22 protein-coding genes are annotated in these 16,392 nt (G+C 66.2%); 8 read left to right on the forward strand and 14 right to left on the reverse strand.

Annotated features, from left to right (window positions below; all coding sequences use genetic code 11):
- Positions 1-9: 9 nt before the first annotated feature.
- The 13 genes from NSE01_RS18165 to flgB are packed head-to-tail and all read right to left on the reverse strand — an operon-like array spanning position 10 to position 9,655.
- Positions 10-849 (reverse strand): flagellar motor protein MotB, encoded by an 840-nt coding sequence (locus tag NSE01_RS18165; RefSeq protein ID WP_147161082.1) that lies wholly within the window; start codon positions 847-849, stop codon positions 10-12.
- 3 nt (positions 850-852) lie between these two features.
- Positions 853-1,716, reverse strand: coding sequence for a flagellar motor stator protein MotA (gene motA / locus NSE01_RS18170; protein WP_147161083.1), 864 nt, complete (start codon positions 1,714-1,716; stop codon positions 853-855).
- Positions 1,717-1,745: 29 nt separating this feature from the next.
- The gene (locus NSE01_RS18175; protein WP_147161084.1) at positions 1,746-2,672 is read right to left on the reverse strand and encodes a flagellin N-terminal helical domain-containing protein; all 927 of its coding nucleotides are present in this window, start codon (positions 2,670-2,672) and stop codon (positions 1,746-1,748) included.
- Between the two features lie 18 nt (positions 2,673-2,690).
- Positions 2,691-4,031, reverse strand: coding sequence for a flagellar hook-associated protein FlgK (gene flgK / locus NSE01_RS18180; RefSeq protein WP_147161085.1), 1,341 nt, complete (start codon positions 4,029-4,031; stop codon positions 2,691-2,693).
- 6 nt (positions 4,032-4,037) lie between these two features.
- A complete protein-coding gene (locus NSE01_RS18185; RefSeq protein WP_147161086.1) occupies positions 4,038-4,343 on the reverse strand; it encodes a rod-binding protein in 306 nt (101 codons plus the stop codon).
- The gene (locus NSE01_RS18190; RefSeq protein WP_147161087.1) at positions 4,340-5,452 is read right to left on the reverse strand and encodes a flagellar basal body P-ring protein FlgI; all 1,113 of its coding nucleotides are present in this window, start codon (positions 5,450-5,452) and stop codon (positions 4,340-4,342) included. Before NSE01_RS18190 ends, NSE01_RS18185 begins: the two co-directional genes overlap by 4 nt.
- Positions 5,452-6,201 (reverse strand): flagellar basal body L-ring protein FlgH, encoded by a 750-nt coding sequence (locus NSE01_RS18195; protein ID WP_147161088.1) that lies wholly within the window; start codon positions 6,199-6,201, stop codon positions 5,452-5,454. The genes NSE01_RS18190 and NSE01_RS18195 overlap by 1 nt, the downstream gene beginning before the upstream one ends.
- A gap of 14 nt (positions 6,202-6,215) precedes the next feature.
- Complete coding sequence (gene flgG, locus NSE01_RS18200) at positions 6,216-7,004, reverse strand: flagellar basal-body rod protein FlgG (protein WP_147161089.1); 789 nt, start codon at positions 7,002-7,004, stop codon at positions 6,216-6,218.
- 18 nt (positions 7,005-7,022) lie between these two features.
- The gene (locus tag NSE01_RS18205; RefSeq protein ID WP_147161090.1) at positions 7,023-7,766 is read right to left on the reverse strand and encodes a flagellar basal body rod protein FlgF; all 744 of its coding nucleotides are present in this window, start codon (positions 7,764-7,766) and stop codon (positions 7,023-7,025) included.
- 15 nt (positions 7,767-7,781) lie between these two features.
- Entirely contained in the window at positions 7,782-8,594 is an 813-nt protein-coding gene (locus NSE01_RS18210) for a flagellar hook-basal body complex protein (RefSeq protein WP_147161091.1), read from the reverse strand.
- Between the two features lie 16 nt (positions 8,595-8,610).
- Complete coding sequence (locus NSE01_RS18215; RefSeq protein WP_147161092.1) at positions 8,611-8,892, reverse strand: flagellar hook assembly protein FlgD; 282 nt, start codon at positions 8,890-8,892, stop codon at positions 8,611-8,613.
- The gene (gene flgC, locus NSE01_RS18220) at positions 8,892-9,311 is read right to left on the reverse strand and encodes a flagellar basal body rod protein FlgC (protein WP_371863230.1); all 420 of its coding nucleotides are present in this window, start codon (positions 9,309-9,311) and stop codon (positions 8,892-8,894) included. The genes NSE01_RS18215 and flgC overlap by 1 nt, the downstream gene beginning before the upstream one ends.
- Positions 9,308-9,655: a flagellar basal body rod protein FlgB gene (flgB, locus tag NSE01_RS18225; protein WP_147161094.1), complete on the reverse strand. Its 348-nt coding sequence runs from the start codon at positions 9,653-9,655 to the stop codon at positions 9,308-9,310. Before flgB ends, flgC begins: the two co-directional genes overlap by 4 nt.
- 201 nt (positions 9,656-9,856) lie before the next feature.
- Here flgB and NSE01_RS18230 point away from each other — a divergent pair, with 201 nt between their 5' ends.
- The 8 genes from NSE01_RS18230 to NSE01_RS18265 all read left to right on the forward strand — a co-directional run bounded on the left by NSE01_RS18230 (position 9,857) and on the right by NSE01_RS18265 (position 16,040).
- Complete coding sequence (locus tag NSE01_RS18230) at positions 9,857-10,525, forward strand: MotA/TolQ/ExbB proton channel family protein (RefSeq protein WP_147161095.1); 669 nt, start codon at positions 9,857-9,859, stop codon at positions 10,523-10,525.
- Positions 10,522-10,947 carry a hypothetical protein gene (locus NSE01_RS18235; protein WP_147161096.1) on the forward strand — a complete coding sequence of 142 codons (426 nt, stop codon included), beginning with the start codon at positions 10,522-10,524 and terminating at the stop codon, positions 10,945-10,947. Before NSE01_RS18230 ends, NSE01_RS18235 begins: the two co-directional genes overlap by 4 nt.
- A 71-nt stretch (positions 10,948-11,018) precedes the next feature.
- Entirely contained in the window at positions 11,019-11,525 is a 507-nt protein-coding gene (locus tag NSE01_RS18240) for a flagella basal body P-ring formation protein FlgA (protein ID WP_147161097.1), read from the forward strand.
- Positions 11,526-11,642: 117 nt separating this feature from the next.
- Complete coding sequence (flgM, locus tag NSE01_RS18245) at positions 11,643-11,957, forward strand: flagellar biosynthesis anti-sigma factor FlgM (RefSeq protein ID WP_147161098.1); 315 nt, start codon at positions 11,643-11,645, stop codon at positions 11,955-11,957.
- Positions 11,954-12,319 (forward strand): flagellar protein FlgN, encoded by a 366-nt coding sequence (locus NSE01_RS18250; RefSeq protein ID WP_147161099.1) that lies wholly within the window; start codon positions 11,954-11,956, stop codon positions 12,317-12,319. The genes flgM and NSE01_RS18250 overlap by 4 nt, the downstream gene beginning before the upstream one ends.
- 65 nt (positions 12,320-12,384) lie before the next feature.
- Positions 12,385-13,209, forward strand: a complete 825-nt coding sequence (locus NSE01_RS18255) for a lysozyme family protein (RefSeq protein WP_246135285.1) — start codon at positions 12,385-12,387, stop codon at positions 13,207-13,209.
- 6 nt (positions 13,210-13,215) lie between these two features.
- Complete coding sequence (locus NSE01_RS18260) at positions 13,216-15,312, forward strand: flagellar biosynthesis protein FlhA (protein WP_147161100.1); 2,097 nt, start codon at positions 13,216-13,218, stop codon at positions 15,310-15,312.
- Positions 15,309-16,040 carry a sigma-70 family RNA polymerase sigma factor gene (locus tag NSE01_RS18265; RefSeq protein ID WP_147161101.1) on the forward strand — a complete coding sequence of 244 codons (732 nt, stop codon included), beginning with the start codon at positions 15,309-15,311 and terminating at the stop codon, positions 16,038-16,040. The genes NSE01_RS18260 and NSE01_RS18265 overlap by 4 nt, the downstream gene beginning before the upstream one ends.
- 44 nt (positions 16,041-16,084) lie before the next feature.
- Here NSE01_RS18265 and NSE01_RS21585 read toward each other — a convergent pair.
- A partial coding sequence (locus tag NSE01_RS21585) for a hypothetical protein (protein ID WP_218033302.1) occupies positions 16,085-16,392 on the reverse strand: 308 nt, incomplete at its 5' end.

The raw sequence follows: 16,392 nt of genomic DNA on the forward strand, positions 1-16,392 counted from the left end.
AGCCCCGGGTCAGTTCATCAGCAATATGCTCATGCGGCGATTGCGCGGATCGGTGGGGTTGTCCGCGATCAGGGGTTCCTGATCGGCGACGCCTTCGATGCGGCGGAAGCGGTTTTCGGTGACGCCGCTTTTCATCAGTGCGAGGCGGGTCGCTTCGGCGCGGCCGGCGCTGAGGGACCAGTTGTTGGCCGGATCTCCGGGTTTCCACTGCAGCGCATCGGTATGGCCGCGCACGGTGAGGCCGGCGGCGTCGGGTCCGATGGCCTGGCCGATGGCGCGGACGAGTTCGGCCGCTTCCGGGGTGAGCAGCGTGGTGCCGAGGCGGAACATCGAGAACTTCGCATCGTCCATCAGATCGAGCCGGATGCCCTCGGGCGTCTGGGTGACGCGCACCTGCCGGGCGAGCTTGCGCAAAGTAGCACTGGCCGCCAGCTTTTGCTGGAGCCGCTGCTGCAAGCTGGCGGTGCGCTTGGCCTTGGTGCCGCCATCCTTGGGACCGCCGGTCGCGTCGCGCGGGATTGTCAGCGTCTTGGTTCCGGTCTGGCCGGCGCGGTACTGGTAGCTGTCGGTATCAGTGAGCGAGGAGCCGCCGAGCAGGCCGTAGGAGCCGGCGCTGCCTTCCTTCATCTTGACGAGCGTGGGCGTGAAATAGTCGGCAATGCCCTTGCGCTGTTTCTCGGTCGTCGCGCCGAGCAGCCACATGAGCAGGAAAAACGCCATCATCGCGGTGACGAAGTCTGCATAGGCGACCTTCCACGCGCCGCCGTGGTGCCCCCCCGCGACGACGGTGACCTTCTTGACGATGATCGGGCGGACCGGTTCGTTTTTGCCCTTGGGCGCTTTTGCCATCGGTTATCGCCCACGCAGTGCGTCGAGCAGTTCGGAAAGGCCCGGGCGGAACGAGTGGCCGAGCCCTGAACGCGCGCTTTCGACGACGAGGGGCTGGGGCCAGCCGTGGAGGCTGGCGATGATGACCTGCTTGACCGCCTGGAAGATCATCTCGTCCTGATCGAGCACCTGCTTGAGGCGCCCCGCGAGCGGGGCGACGATACCATAGGCGAGCAGCACGCCCATGAACGTGCCGACGAGCGCCGAGCCGATCATCGCGCCGAGGATCGAGGGCGGCTTGTCGATCGAGCCCATGGTCTTCACCACGCCGAGCACCGCCGCCACGATGCCGAGCGCCGGAAGCGCATCCGCAAGGTTCTGCAGCGCGTGCTGCGGCTCGCTCATTTCATGGAAATGCGTCTTCATCGAATGGTCCATCACGTCCTCGACGGCGTGGACCTCGAGCGTGCCCGAGGACACGACGATGAGGGTCAGCGTATCGCAGATCAGCGCGACCAGCGCCTTGTTGGCGAGGATCTTGGGAAACTCGGCGAAGATCGGTGAATTGGCGGGATCGGTAACGTGGCTTTCCAGCGCAACCGGACCGTCGCTGCGCAGGATCTTCATCAGGCGGGTGCACAGCACGATGGCATCGACGTGATCCTGCTTGGAGTGCTTGGGCCCCTTGAAGACCTTGCCCAGCCCGCCGCCAATGGCCTTGAGCTCATGGAGCGAATTTCCGGCCACCACGGCACCGAGCGCGGCGCCGCCGATGATGAGCATTTCGTGCGGGATGGCCTCCATGACCGGGCCAAGCGCGCCGCCGGTGATGGCGAAGCCCCCGAACACCATGACGAGGAGGATAACGATACCGATGGCAGCATACATGGCGGTTTACGGTCCCGGATGGCTGGAGATCAGCGCAGGAAATCGAACAGTGTGAGATTGGCGAGCTTGGAGAAGCTGGCCTGACTGGCTTCGAGCACGGTGGAAAGTTGCTGCAGGCGAGCGAGCGCGGAACCGAGATCTGGCGCGCCGATATCCTGCTGCTGCGAGGTGCGGGCTTCGCTCATGGCCTGCTGGCGCTCGGTGGAAAGGTCGATCCAGCTCAGGCGCGAGCCGACGACGGTCTGCGCGGTGGTGATCGCATCAAGGCCGTTGGCAAGCGAGCCGAGCGCGGCCTGCGCGGTACCTGCCGTGCTGGCAGCGCCGGTGGCAAGCGCGTCCGAAAGGTTCTTGATGACCGTCAGCAGATCAGTCTGATTACCCGCCGGATCCTTGAACGAGAGGAATTCCGGGCCGGTCAGGCTGCGGCTGACGGTCTGGCCGTCGCCCAGCGAAAGCTGCCCGGCGTTGCCGCTGCCGATGTATTGCGCCTGCCCGTTGGCGGCATTGATCTGGTAGGCATCTCCCGGGCTATCCCCGCCAAACAGCGCGTTGCCCGCACTATCACGCGTATTCGCAAGGCCGACGAGACCCTTGTGGATCTGCGCAAGTTCAGAGGCGATGCTGGCGCGCTGCGCTGGAGGAAGCAGCGTGGAAGCGGCCTGCGTCGTCAGTTCCTGCGCGCGGCTGACGTAGCTGGTGAACTGGCTGAGCGCGGTGTCGGTGAGGTTGAGGTCTATCGTGGCGCGGCTGGTCGCTGCGGTGTCGATCGCGCCGAGCGCTTCGGTGCGGGCGAGCGAGCGCAATTGCGACGCCGCCAGCGGATCGTCGGACGAGCGGGTGATCTTGCTGTTCGAACTGATCTGGTTCTGCAGTTCCTCTGCCTGCCCGCGCAGCGCCGAGATGTTCTGCGTAGAGCGATCGAAGAAAGCGGAAGTGCTGGTGGCGAAGATGCTCATGCCAAGTCCTTTGAGGCCCTACTGGATTTGGAGCAGCGAATCGAAGATGGACGCCGCGACCTGCATCACGCGGCCCGAGGCTTGGAATGCCTGCTGGTAGCGAACGAGATTGACGCCCTCGGTATCGAGATCGACGCCGGTCTGCGCGGAGAGCGCGGTCTTGGCGGCATCCGATATCGTGGCGAGCGCATCGCGCGTGACGGTGCGCCCTGAAACGGAGGCGGAGATATCGAAGAGGATCGCATCCATCCTGCCTGCCGGATCAGCCGCGGCGAGCGCGCTGCGCAGCGCATCGAGACCTGACGCATCGCGGCTGTTCTTCGGCGCGCCGGCAGGGGCGGTGGCGATCTTCGCGGGGTTGCTGGTGGCGAGTGCAATGGTTGCGGCAGTGCTGCCCGAAAGGAGCGCGGCACCGGGATTGCCATCGCGGTCGGTATTGCCGCCCTGTGCGGTGTTCACCGTGGTTACGATGGTATTCGCGAGGCCATCAAGATCGGTGTGCAACTGCGCCAGCTTGCCAAGCGCGAGCTGTTGCCCGGCGAGCGATCCGCCTGAAAGCGTGAGCGCATTGCCGCCCAGCGTGTAGTCCACCGTGCCGTCGGAAGCGGTCGTCATCGCGAGCGCGGCGGTATTGCCCCCGCTGACCAGCGTCGTGGCTGGCGACGCGCTGCCGAGCGTGACGGTAACACTGCCATCGGGCGCCAGCGTGGTGCCGATATCCCCAAACTGGCTGAGATCGGCGAGCAGCTTGTCGCGCTGGTCGAGAAGAGCGGTCTGGTCCGAACTGGCGTCTGCTGCGCGGGCAAGGCGCAAGTTGGTGCGCCCGAGTTCGCCGGCAATACGGTTCACCTGCTTGACGCCGTCAGAAGTTTCGAACTGAAGGCCTTTGCCGACCGCATCCATTTCCGTTGTGGCGATCTGGAAGGTGGCGGTCATCGTGCGCGCCGCCTCGATCACGGAGGCACGCAGCGAGGTATCGGTGGCATCTTCCTTGAGCTTCTGAAGTGCGGTCTCGAAGCCGGTGATAGCGGGGTAGACGCCCGACTGTTCGAGCGCGGATTCAATGCTCCCCAGGCCCTTCACCTCGGCGTCGGCGCGCGCCACGTCGGCTCCGGTGCGGCGCACTTCGCTCTGGCGGAAGGCATCGGCGTTGCGCACGATCTTTTCCACCCGCACGCCCGAAAGCGAGATGTCGCGCACGTTCTGGTTGTAGCCGGTGGAGGCTACTTCGGTGAGACCGATGGTGCGGCGGACATAGCCGTCGGTTGCCGCGTTCGAGATGTTCTGCGCGGTCACATCAAGCCCGATACGCGCCGCCTTGGCGCCAGATAGGCCGATGGAAAGGAGATCGGAGGCCATGGCTTGTTACTCCTTCGCCGCTGGCGCCGCTTTGGGCAGCAGCTTGGCAAATTGGGCTTCGAGCTGCCTCGCGAGGCCGAAGGTGCCTGCCTCAGCCGCGATATCGGCAAAGCGCTCGTCGCGCATCTGGGTGAAGGTTTCCTGCGCCTGACCCCCGAAGATCGGATCATCACCGGCAAGGCTGGTTGCGCGTGCGGCGGCGAGCATCTGGCGCACGAAGATCGCCTCGAAGCCTTGCGCTGCCTTCTTGAGGGCGGCCCGGTCCGAAGCAGAGGGAGCGGCGGGGGCGGTTACGGGTGCAATCGGGCTCATATCACCTCCATCTCCGCCCGCAGCGCACCGGCCTGCTTCAGCGCCTCGAGGATCGCGACGAGATCGGACGGGGTGACGCCGAGCTTGTTGAGCGCATCGACAAGGCTGGAAAGCGAGGCGCCGGGCTTGAACAGCGCGACGTGGGCCTGGCCTTCCTCGGCGCTGAGCTGGCTGGCGGGCGTGATGGCGGTCTGGCCGCGGCTGAAGGGGCCGGGCTGCGAAACCTGCGGCTTCTCGTCAATCTTCACCACGAGCTTGCCGTGGCTGATCGCGGCCGGGGAAAGGCGCACGGCGCTGTTGATGACGACGGTGCCGGTGCGGCTGTTGATGATGACTTTGGCGGCGGTTTCGGCGGGGTTCACCTCGATCATCTCGATCGCGGCCATCATCGTCGCGCGGGTGTCGGTCGCGGCAGGCAAGCGGATGGCAAGGGTGATGCCGTCCTCCACCGTGGCAGCGCCGGGGAAGCGCGCGTTGACGGCGTCGCGCACACGGCTGGCGGTGAGGAAATCGGCGGTGAACAGGTTCCAGCGCAGCATTTCGTCGCGGTCGAAGCCTGTGGCGACCGCGCGTTCGACACTGGCCCCTTCGGCAATGCGGCCAACGGTGGGGACGTTGACCGTGAGCTGGCTGCCGTCCTTGCCGGTGATGCCAAGCCCGCCGACGGCGAGATTGCCCTGCGCCATCGCGTAGATCTGACCGTCCGCGCCATAAAGCGGGGCGAGGATCAGCGCGCCGCCACGCAGCGACTTGGCCTTGCCGATGGTGGAGATAGTCACGTCGATCCGCTGGCCGGGCTTGGCGAAAGCGGGCAGATCGGCGGTGATGAGCACGGCGGCAGCGTTCTTGAGCCCGGGCGAGACGCCTTGCGGCAGCTGCACGCCGAGGCGGCCCGATACGCCGCGCATGGCCTGCGTGATGTAGTCGAGGTTGTCGTCGCCCGTGCCGGGCAGGCCGACGACGACACCGTAGCCGGTGAGCTGGTTGGTGCGCACGCCCTGGAACGCGCCGAGATCGCGCACGCGGTCTGCATGTGCGGGCGATGGCACGAGGGTCAGCGCGGCGAAGAGGGCAAGGATGGCCCGGAAGCGGGGGGAGAGCGCCATCATCAGAACGGATTGATCACGCTGAAGAACTTGGACAGCCAGCCTTCACGGCTGGCGCGGCCGACCGAGCCGTTGCCGGTGTAGGTGACGCGCGCGTCGGCGACCTGGGTCGAACGCACGCGGTTGTCCGCATCGATATCGCCAAGGCGCACGATGCCGGAAAACTGCACCCATTCCTGGCCCTGGCTCAGCAGCAAGCGCTTTTCTCCTGTGACGAGCGCCGTGCCATTGGGGCGCACTTCGGCGATGGTGACGGAGACCTCCCCGCCGAGCGTGCTCGTCTGCGAGGCATTCCCCTGTCCGTTGAACGACGATCCGCCCGAAGCTTTAAGGGCGTTGGGATCGAGGAAGGACAGCGGCCCCGCGCTGGGTGGGACCACGTTGAAGGCCCCGTTCTTCTGCGTCTTGGAGGCGGCGGTCTTCGAGGAATTGAGGTTTTCGGTGAGGATGATCGTCAGCGGATCACCGATGGCATGCGCGCGGCGGCCCTCGACGAGGCCGGTGTAGCCGGCGGACACGTTGAAGATCGCGCCATCCGCCGGGCGGGGGGCGGGGGCCTGCGGCAGGACCGCGCCGAAGCCCTCCGCAGGGCGGGTCGGGCGGCCATGTGCCTGTCCGGCGGGCGCGATGGCGGCAAGCACAATGGCTGGCGGGATGAGCAGGCAGGCGAGCAGGCGCAGCCCGAGGGGCCTGCCGTCTATCGGGCCATTTGCCGATGCACGGAATGCAGCTTCGAAGGGGGAGTCCATCATGGTGTGGGGGTCCGTCAAAGGGTCTGGTTGGCGTTCTTGAGCATTTCGTCGACCGCCGAGATCATCTTGGAATTGACCTCGTAGGCGCGCTGGGTCTCGATCATGTCGACCAGTTCCTCGACGACATTGACGTTGGAACTTTCGAGAAAGCCCTGACGGATGTGGCCGCGCCCCACTTCACCGGCGATGCCGACCTGCGCCGCGCCGCTGGCGGCGGTTTCGGTGAGGAAGTTGTCGCCACCAGCGGCGAGGCCGGTTGGATTGGCGAAGCTGGCAATGGTGATCTGGCCGAGCTGCGATGGCTCTGCCGTGCCGGCGAGCGTAGCCGAGACGGTGCCGTCGGGCGCAATGGTGATCGTGGTCGCGCCTTCGGGGATCGTGACCGGAGGCTGCACGATATAGCCCTGCGCGGTGACGAGTTGACCTTCCGCCGAGCGGCTGAAGTTGCCTGCGCGGGTATAGGCGAGCTGGCCGCCCGGCAGGTTGACCTGGAAGAAGCCGTCACCATCAAGCGCAAGATCGAGCGCATTGCCGGTGGGCTGCACCGGTCCCTGCGTGGAGATCCGCGTGGTCGACTGGATGCCGACGCCGGTGCCGAGGTTGAGCCCGGTGGCATAGGCTGTCTCGCCCGAGGACTGCTGACCGGCGGTCCGCGCATCCTGATAGGCCATCGTCGCAAAGTTGGCGCGATCGCGCTTGAAGCCTGTGGTGCCGACGTTGGCGAGGTTGTTGGCGATCACGCGCATCCGCGTGTCCTGCGCTTCGAGACCGGTGCGGGCGACGTGAAGGGCGGAAGAGGGCATGGGGTGTGGATCCTTGGTTTATGAGGTGAGGCGCATGAGGCCCGCGCCGCCTTCATCGAGCTCTTTCGCGGTGGAGATGAGCTTGGTGCGCATGTCGAACAGGCGCTGCGCCTCGACCATTTCGACGAGCACGCGGGTCGGCTCGACGTTGGATTGTTCGAGGCTGCCGGGCTGGACCTTTGCGTCCTCGTCCGCTGGGAGGGCGCCGCCGTTGGGGACCCGGAAGAGGCCGTCCAGGCCCTTCTCGATGGCCGATCCGGCGGTGCTGACAAGCTTGATCCGCCCGACTTCCTGCGGCGGCTGGTCCGGGTTCTCCGGCGCAGCAGCAAGCACGCGGCCATCGGGCGCGATTGAAATCTTAGCGCCGGGCGGAACGGTGACTGGCCCCGCATCGCCGACCACCGGGCAGCCATCGCCGTTGGTGAGGACGCCCGAGGCATCGACCGCAAGATCGCCGCGCCGGGTATAGGCTTCCTCGCCATCGGCCGCCTGCACGGCCAGCATGGTGCGCCCGTTGAGTGCGATGTCGAGCGGATTGCCCGTTTCGATCACCGCGCCCTGCTTCAAGTTGGCGCCGCGCACTTCGCCGCGCGTCATCGCGCGCGCCTCGATGCTGGGCCCTTTCAGCGTCATCGCATCGGCGCTGAGCAGCTCGGCACGGAAGCCGATGGTCTGCGCGTTCGCCATGTTGCTCGCGATCACCTGCTGGGTGACCATCGAGTCGGTGAGGCCGGAGTAGGCGGTGTAAATCAGGCGGTCCATTGCAGCTGTTAAGCCTCAGGTGTGCATGTTGATGATGGTCTGCGAGATCTGCGAGGCGGTATCGATCGCCTTGGCATTGGCCTGGAAATTGCGCTGTGCGGTGATCAGGCCGACCATTTCTTCAGATAGATCGACGTTCGAGCGTTCGAGCGCGCCCGAGAGGATGCCGCCGTAGAAACCCGAGTCCGGCCCGCCATACGTGGCCGTCCCGGAGAGACCGGTCGAGGTCCAGTTGGAGGAGCCTTCCTGGCGCAGCCCACCGGGCGAAAGGAACGTGGCCAGCGCGATCTGGCCAACCGCGACATTGGTGCCATCGGCGTAGCTTGCGGTGATCACGCCGTTCTTGCCGACCGCGACCCCGGCAAACTGCGCACCGGTAGCGTTGGTCGCGGGGATCTGCACCGATTGCGGAGTGGTGCCGGTGACATTGCCCGCCGCATCGGTAGCGAAGGCCTGCAGCTGGTTGCCATTGCCGCGCACGAGATAGCCGTTCTGGTCAATCTCGAAGCTGCCGTTGCGGGTATAAAGCGTATCGCCCGAGATGGCAGACTTGGTGGTGAAGAACCCGTCTCCGTTGACGACAAGATCAAGCGCATTGCCGGTCTGCTCGACCGGGCCCTGCTTGAAGTTCTGGTTGATCGCCTCGACCGTGGCGCCGATCCCGATCAGGAGCTTGGGATTGGTGAAGGCGCTGCCCGCGACGATATCGGAGAAGGCGACGGTGCTCTTCTTGAACCCGTTGGTTTCGGCATTGGCAATGTTGTTGCTGATGACGCCGAGATCGGTCTGGGCGTTCTTGAGGCCGTTGAGCGAGGTGTAGAACGACATGTCTGGGGGTCCTTTCTCAGATCTTCAGGCCAGCGAGCTTGTCGAGCTTGGCCTCGATCGATTTCAGCGTGTCTGAGGTGCTGTTCGCAGCGGAGAGGCTGGAGAACTGGGCGAGCTGGGCGATCATCTGGCTGTTGTCGACCGGCGCGGTAGGGTCCTGATTGCTCAGCTGCGCGGTGAGCAGCTTGATGAAATCGTTGGCGCCAAGTGCGCCGAACCCGCTTTTCGCAGCGGTGGTGGCAGCCTTGGCGGCGGACGAGGCTGCACTAGCCGCGGCGTATGGGTTGACTGCGGTCATCACTTCATCCTCATCGTTTCGAGCATCAGTTGCTTGGCGGTCTGCATCGCCTCGACCACGTTCTGGTACTGGCGGGCGCTCTCCATCATCTCGACCAGCTCGGCGTTCTCATCGACCGGGGCTTCCCAGACATCGCCGTTGGCATCGGCGAGCGGGTGATCGGGATCGTGCATCTGCACCGGCGCCGCATCGCTGCGGTAGACCCCCGCGACGCGGACGGTGGCGAGGCCGGAGGAGCGGTCCAGTTCCTCGGCGAAAACTGGGCGCAAGGGGCGGTAGGCGGCGTCCTTGCTGGCGGCGACATTGCCGGCATTGGCGAGGTTGGAGGCCGATGCGTTCATGCGTACCAGTTGCGCCGACATGGCCCGCGCGGTGACATCGAACAGCGAGAGGGGCTGGCCGGGCTGGCTCATGCTCATTCGCCCTTGATCGCGCGGGTCAGCGTTTCGACCTGGCCGCGGATGAACGAGAGCGTGGCGGAATAGCCGACGGCGTTTTCGGCGAAGGCGGTCTGTTCGGTGGCCATCTCGACGGTGTTGCCATCGAGGCTGGGCATGACCGGCATCCGGTAGCGCGTGGCGGCGGACATCGCCTGTGCCTCGCTCGCGCCGCCGGTGCGGGCCTTGAGCGCTGCGGCGAAATCGATGTCCTTGGCCTTGTAGCCCGGCGTCCCAGCGTTCGCGAGGTTGGAGGCGAGGAGGCCCATGCGCTGCGAGCGCAATTCAAGTGCTGCGCCGTGGATGCCGAAGAGAGTGTCGCTCATGGTGGTGGCCTTGAAAGACGGGTTTTCCTGTCCGGTAATCAGCAAGGGGCGTGCCAAGCCCCGAAATGCTGGCGTCCGGCGTTCCGCGCAGGCTGTGATCCGGCAACCGCTTGCCGGGTGACGGCAAATTGCTTCCGCGCGGACTGAAGTCCCGGCGCGCCGTGCCGTTCTTGGAAGGCAAGAGAACGAGGCACGGCAGCAATGGATTTGACGCACATGCTCGACCCGGTGGCGGCGGGCATTGTCATTGGCGGAACGCTGGGCGCAACCGCGCTGCGCAGCGGCGTGGCTGATTGCAGCGCTGCGTGCAGTGCCTTGTGGCCGCGCCGATTTCGCGAGGATCAGGTGCGCGGTGCGCTGGCGCCGATGGTCGCACAGGCCGAACGCGAGGGCCTGCTGCGCACGAACCTGCGCCCCAGCGGCGATCCTGCGTTCGACACCGCGCTCGCTGCGTTGATCCAGACCCGGAGCCTCGCCGCCTTCGTCAGCAGTGATGATGCCGCGCGCGAGACCCGCATCGCCCGCGCCATGCGCGCGGTGCGCACGCTGGCGCTCGGGGCAGAGCTCTCGCCAGTGTTCGGGCTTGCCGGAACGCTCGTCTCGCTGAGCCAGTTGCCGGCCGAGGGTCTTGCCCGCGGAGCCTTCATGGGCGCGATCTCGATGGCGGTGCTGACCACGCTCTACGGTCTGCTGCTCGGCAATCTGGTGCTGGCCCCGTTATCGCGCGGGGTGGAACGGCGGGTGGAGGCCGAGGAGGCCGCGCGGCGCGAGATCGCCGACTGGCTGATCGCCAAGCTGGGGCCGGCCTGTCCGCCTTTGCAGCCGGCCACTGGCGCGGTCCGCCGGGCCTACTTGCGCGAGGTGCCATGACGGCGCCGCCGCACGGCCTCTATGGCGCACCGATCGCAATGCCGTGGCAGACGATCCTCGCCGATCTTGCGCTGATCCTGTTCATGATGACCGCTGCTGCGCTTGCCAATGCGCCCGATGCGCCGCTGCTGCCCAACGCCGTGAAGCCCCCTGCGCCCTCCGCGCAGGGGGAGCCGGTCGGTGTCTGGCGCGAAGGGCCGGGTATGCCAAGGCTGGCCGAATGGCTTGCCCAGCAGGCGCGTGATCCGCGGCTCAGGGTCTCGATCCTGGTGCGCCACCGCGCGGGTCACGAGCAAGCTGCCCTGACCCACGCTCAGGCGCTGGTGGCGGAGGCGGGCGTACATGCAGCTTCGGCGCGCATCGTGGTCGAGCCGGGCCGCGAGGACACCGCCAGCGTGGTCCTTGCCTATGACGCCCAGTGACTTGACCGGGTGAGGTGGCACGATGATTGCACCGCGTGCGGCGTTGCCCCTCCCAGTGAAAGCGCTTTGCCATGATTGCTCTCCGCCATGCTGCCCTCCTTGCGCTGACGCTTGCTCCGATGCCTGCCGTGGCAGCACCGCTCACCGATCTGGCCGCAATCGACCGCGCCGTTGCGGCCTTTACCGGGCAGCAGATCGGCGTGCCGGGCGGCGCGGCGCAGCCGGTGGACCGGCGGTTGCGGCTGGCAGCCTGCGCGGCCCCGCTGGCGCTATCCTGGTACGGCAACGCGCAGACGAGCGTGCTGGTGCGCTGCCCCGATGCGGGCGGTTGGCGCGTTTTCGTGCCAGTGAGCGCGGACCGGGTCGCTTCCACGGCTGCGCCCGCCGCGATGGCCGTGATGCGGGGTGAGGGCGTGACGGTGATGGTGGCTGGCGACGGCTTCTCGGTCTCGCAGCCGGGCGAAGCGCTCGATGCGGGCGCGGTCGGCAACTGGATCCGCGTGCGGACCGCCGCCAAGGCCGATCCGCTGCGCGCCCGCGTGGTGCGTCCGGGGCTGGTCGAACTGCCGGTGGACTGAGGACAGGACCGGCAATCGCCTGCGATCCGTTGCCGCCAGCGGCAAAACAATTCCGTCCCCGCTTAAACTCTCCTTCAAGCCGCCGTTCTGGTTTGCAGGAAACGCGAGGAGCGGACCATGTCATCCTTTGAAATCGGTGCATCGCGCCCGGTCAGCGCGGCGCCAAATACCGGGCAGGTCACTAATGTTGGCCAGGGCAGCAAGCCCGTCCAGACCGAAGCTGCGGTGGAAACCGCCAAGGCACCGGCTGCCGCTGCAGCCGCTCCGCAGGTGGAAACCAGCGATGCAGTGAAGGCGGGGGCTGCCCCTGTCGACAAGGAGCGGGTCGCCACGATCCGCCACGCCATCGAAACCGGCACATACCCCGTGCTCCCGACCAAGATCGCCGATGCGATGATCGCGGCCGGGATGCTGCTGAGGAGCCCCAAGTGAATTCAGCTATCGATACCGTGGAGTCGATCCGCCGCCCCACCCAGCTGCGCGATACCTTGCGGCAGATGCTGGCCGTTCTGGAGGATGAACGGCAGGCGCTTGCCGGGCTCGATGTCGATGCGATCATGGGCTGCGCGGTCGACAAGAATGCCCTTTGCGGGCGCCTCGACACGGCTGCGCCGGAAGCGATCGACGACGAATGCCGCGGATTGCTGGAGGCTGCGCGCCGCGTGAACGAGGCAAATCGCCGCGTGCGCAACTTGATCGCGGCCAACGTCTCGGCGCGGCTCGATGCATTGTCTGGCCAGCCCGCGCTCTACCGAGCGCAGACACCCCATGCCCGGATCGGCCGCGCGCGCTGATTTGGCACGCTGCTTGCTGAACCCTTTCCGGCTGCCGCGTGACGGTGGCCGAGAAAGGGACTCCAGTGAGCGAACCTTCCACGATTGCTGTTACCCCGGCCCAGCGCCCTGCGCCCGATGTGCGCCCAAGGGATGTAAGGGGCGCAATTGCGCGCGCGGCGGCGGCGACCGGCACCGATTTCTCCTATCTCATGGCGCAGGCGCGGCTGGAGTCCGGGCTCGACCCCAAGGCACGCGCGGCAACGTCGAGCGCGGCGGGGCTCTATCAGTTCACCGGGCAGACCTGGCTATCGATGCTGGACAAGCACGGCGCGGCCTATGGCTTGCCCGGTGCCGGTGATGCCGCCTCGCGCGGGCAGCTCCTCGCGCTGCGTTCGGATCCGGAGCTTTCCGCGTTGATGGCAGGCGAACTGGCGAACGACAATCGCGATTTCCTGAGCGGCATGCTGGGCCGCGATCCAGATGCGAGCGAGCTCTATCTTGCGCACTTTCTGGGTGCGGAGGGGGCCGGCCGCTTCCTCGGCGCGCTCGGCAGCAACCCTGCGCAAAGCGCGGCGGCGCTGCTGCCCAAGGCGGCGGCGGCGAACCGGGGGGTGTTTTTCGGGCCCGCTGGTGCGCGGTCGGTGGGTGAAGTGATGGATCTGCTGCGCGGCCGCATGACGAGCGCGATGAACGCGCCCGATGCGCCGCTGCCGGTCTTTGCCCGCGTGGCCCAGCCGCAGGGCGGACCGATCCAGCAGGCCTTCAATGCGGCGGCCCACGCGCCCGATGCGCCGCCCGCGCGCTCGATGGCCGATACCCTGCGTGATGCCTTTGCGCTCTCGCAGCCCGGCACCGCCCCGGCCCACGTTCGCGCGGCCTATGGCCAGCTCCGCAGTCTGGGGATCTGACCGGCCATGTTCAAACGCTTCGGCCAGCCCGGCGCGCTGGCGCTTCCCGGCGGCATCCTGATCCTCATCGCGCTGATGATCATGCCGATCCCGTCGTTCCTGCTCGACGGGTTCTTCGTGCTGAACATCGCGCTGTCCGTGGCCATCCTGATGGCGGCGATGAATGCGCTGAAGCCGCTCGATTTCTCCTCGTTCCCTTCGGTTCTGCTGTTCGCAACGCTGCTGCGGCTGGCGCTCAATGTGGCCTCCACGCGCATTGTGCTGGTCAACGGCCACGAAGGCGGCGCGGCGGCGGGACATGTGATCGAAAGCTTCGGCGAATTCCTCATCGGCGGGAATTTCGCGGTCGGCCTGTTCGTGTTCATGATCCTGATGATCATCAACCTGATGGTGGTGACCAAGGGCGCGGGCCGCGTTTCGGAGGTCTCCGCGCGCTTCACCCTCGATGCCTTGCCCGGCAAGCAGATGGCGATCGATGCCGACCTTGCGGCGGGCCTCCTTACCGCGGACGAAGCCAAGGCGCGCCGCCGCGAAGTGGCGACCGAAGCCGATTTCTATGGCTCGATGGACGGTGCCAGCAAATTCGTGAAGGGCGATGCGGTTGCCGCGTTGCTGATCCTCGGCGTCAATATCATCGCGGGCTTCTGCCTCGGCATGCTGAGCCACGGCCTCACCGCGCAGGAATCAGCCAGCCGCTACATCACGCTGGCGGTGGGCGATGCGCTGGTGGCGCAAGTGCCCTCGCTGCTGCTTTCCATTGCTGCCGCCGTGATCGTGACCCGCGTGTCGGATACGCGCGATCTGGCGGGGCAGATCGGCGGCCAGTTTGCCGCACCCGGCACGTGGCTGCCGGTTGCCGTCATTCTCGGCGTGATCGGGATGATCCCGGCGATGCCGCAGATGGTGTTCCTGCCCGCCGCCGCCATGGCCGGGTGGATCTGGTGGAGCCTGAGGAAACGCGAGGCGCGCCTTGCCGTCCCGCCGCCGGTGGTGGTGGAGCAGGTGGACCCCGCCAAGATCACGCTGGAGGAAGTTTCCGACCACACGCTCGTCACCATCGAGCTGGGCTATGGCCTCGTCCATCTGGTCGATGAGAAGCGCGGTGCGCCGCTGGTCGCGCGCATTACCGGGGTGCGCAAACAGCTTTCGCAGAGCTTCGGCTTCGTGGTGCCGCAATTCCGCGTGCGCGACAGTCTGGACCTGATGCCCGACGCCTATCGCATCGTGCTGGGCGGCGTGGCGCTGGGCGGGGCGAGCATTCAGGCGGCCAAGGTGCTGGCGATCGATGCCGGTGAGGCCAATCCGCAGCACTCCTTGCGCGGCGATGCGACGACCGATCCCAGCTTCGGCTGCCCGGCGCTGTGGATCGAGCCCGGCCAGCGCGACCATGCGATTGCCGAAGGGTTCCTTACGGTGGACGCCTCCACCGTCGTCGCCACCCATCTCAATCAGGTGCTGGGCGAACGGCCGCAGGCGCTGCTTGGGCCGGATGAAGTCCGCGCGATCCTCGATGGCGTGCGTGAACGCGCGCCGGGGCTGGTGGAGACCGTCCACCCCGCGCCGATCACGCTGGGCGCGATGACACGGCTGTTCCACGCGCTGCTGGAAGACGGGGTGAGCATCGCGCACCCGCTGCCGATCCTTTCCGCGCTGGTCGAAGCGGTGCTGCAGACGACCGACCACGACAAGCTGGTCGATCTGGTCCGCGCGTCGCTGGGCGGGCTGCTGGTTTCGCGCATCTGCGGCCCCAGCGAGCGGCTGGCCGTGCTGACGCTCGACGGCGGGCTTGAAGGCATGATCGTGGGCGGGATGCACGATCCCGTGACCGGCCAGCCGGTGATCGAGCCCGATCTCGCGCGCTCCATCGGTGAACGCATTGCCGCGATCATCGCAGAACGCGGACCGGGTGCGCAGCCGGTTGCGCTGATCGTGCAACCGCGCGCGCGCCGCGCCCTTGCCGCGCTGCTGCGCCAGCGTGCGCCGCAATGCGCGGTGCTCTCGATTTCCGAACTGCCGCCAAGCCAGCCGATCGAAGTGATCGAAGTGGTGGGTGCTGCACACCCTGATCCAACCGCATTGCCCCCACAGGACCTTGCCGCATGAACCATGACCACCGCAGCTTTGCCGCCGCGCGCGCCTATCAGGGCGGGACGGCAGACCGCATCCGCCGCTTCCTGCCGATGGTGCGCCGCCTTGCCTGGCACGTCCACGGATCGGGCCGCGCCGGGTTCGAGATCGACGACCTGATTCAGGCCGGGCTCGTCGCGCTCACCGAATGCGCGCAGAAGCACAACGGGCCGACCGAGGACGGCTTTGCCGCCTATGCCAAGCTGCGCGTGCGCGGCGCGATGGTCGATCTGGTGCGGCGCTCCACCCCGCTATCGCGCGCGGCGAGCGACCGGCGCAAGCTGGTGGCGGGCGCGGCGCAGAGCCTGACGACAACACTGGGCCGCGCGCCGAGCGAGGACGAACTCGCCGAAGCGATGGGCTTGACCACCGCCGCGCTCGGCGAGCTGCGCGCCTCCAGCGAACCGATGCGCTTCGAGCCCATCGACGATACCTATTCCGACAGCGACATGGCCTTCGCCGACGACCGGCCGGACAGCTTCGAACTGCTGGCCGACGAACAGACGCGCGGGGCGGTGGTGGCGGCGATTACCGGCCTGCCGGAGCGGCTGCAGATGGTGATCCAGCTCTATTTCGTGGAGGAACTGAACCTGGCGGAAATCGCCGAGGTGCTGTCAGTCAGCGTGCCGCGTGTGCACCAGTTGAAGGCGCAGGCGCTGGACAAGCTGCGGGCGGCGCTGGGGGATGAGTTTGATGTGATTTAGTCAAAATCCATCTAATACATATCAAATTTTAGAAATCTAATTGTTTATTCGAAAGATATTGGGGGAGGTGGTAGTGGTCCATTTGGGTATGTGGCATTTTTTACCAAAATTTCGTCTAATATTTCAAATAAAAGTCCTGATCTAGCCATGTTCGAAATTGTGAATTTTATAAAAGTGTTTGATCCTCTCCATGATGTAGACATCTGGATGAAATCCAATTTCATTCCGATATTGGATAAATAATATCCAATTGTCGCGTACATATCGGAAAATTTATCGGGAGAATTGTCGTCTTGAATGTAGTTTCCGAGAGATAAATACGCTTTGCTGCTGATAAATCTTCTATTACCAG

Origin of the sequence: Novosphingobium sediminis, assembly GCF_007991615.1 — a bacterium.
GTDB lineage: Bacteria > Pseudomonadota > Alphaproteobacteria > Sphingomonadales > Sphingomonadaceae > Novosphingobium > Novosphingobium sediminis.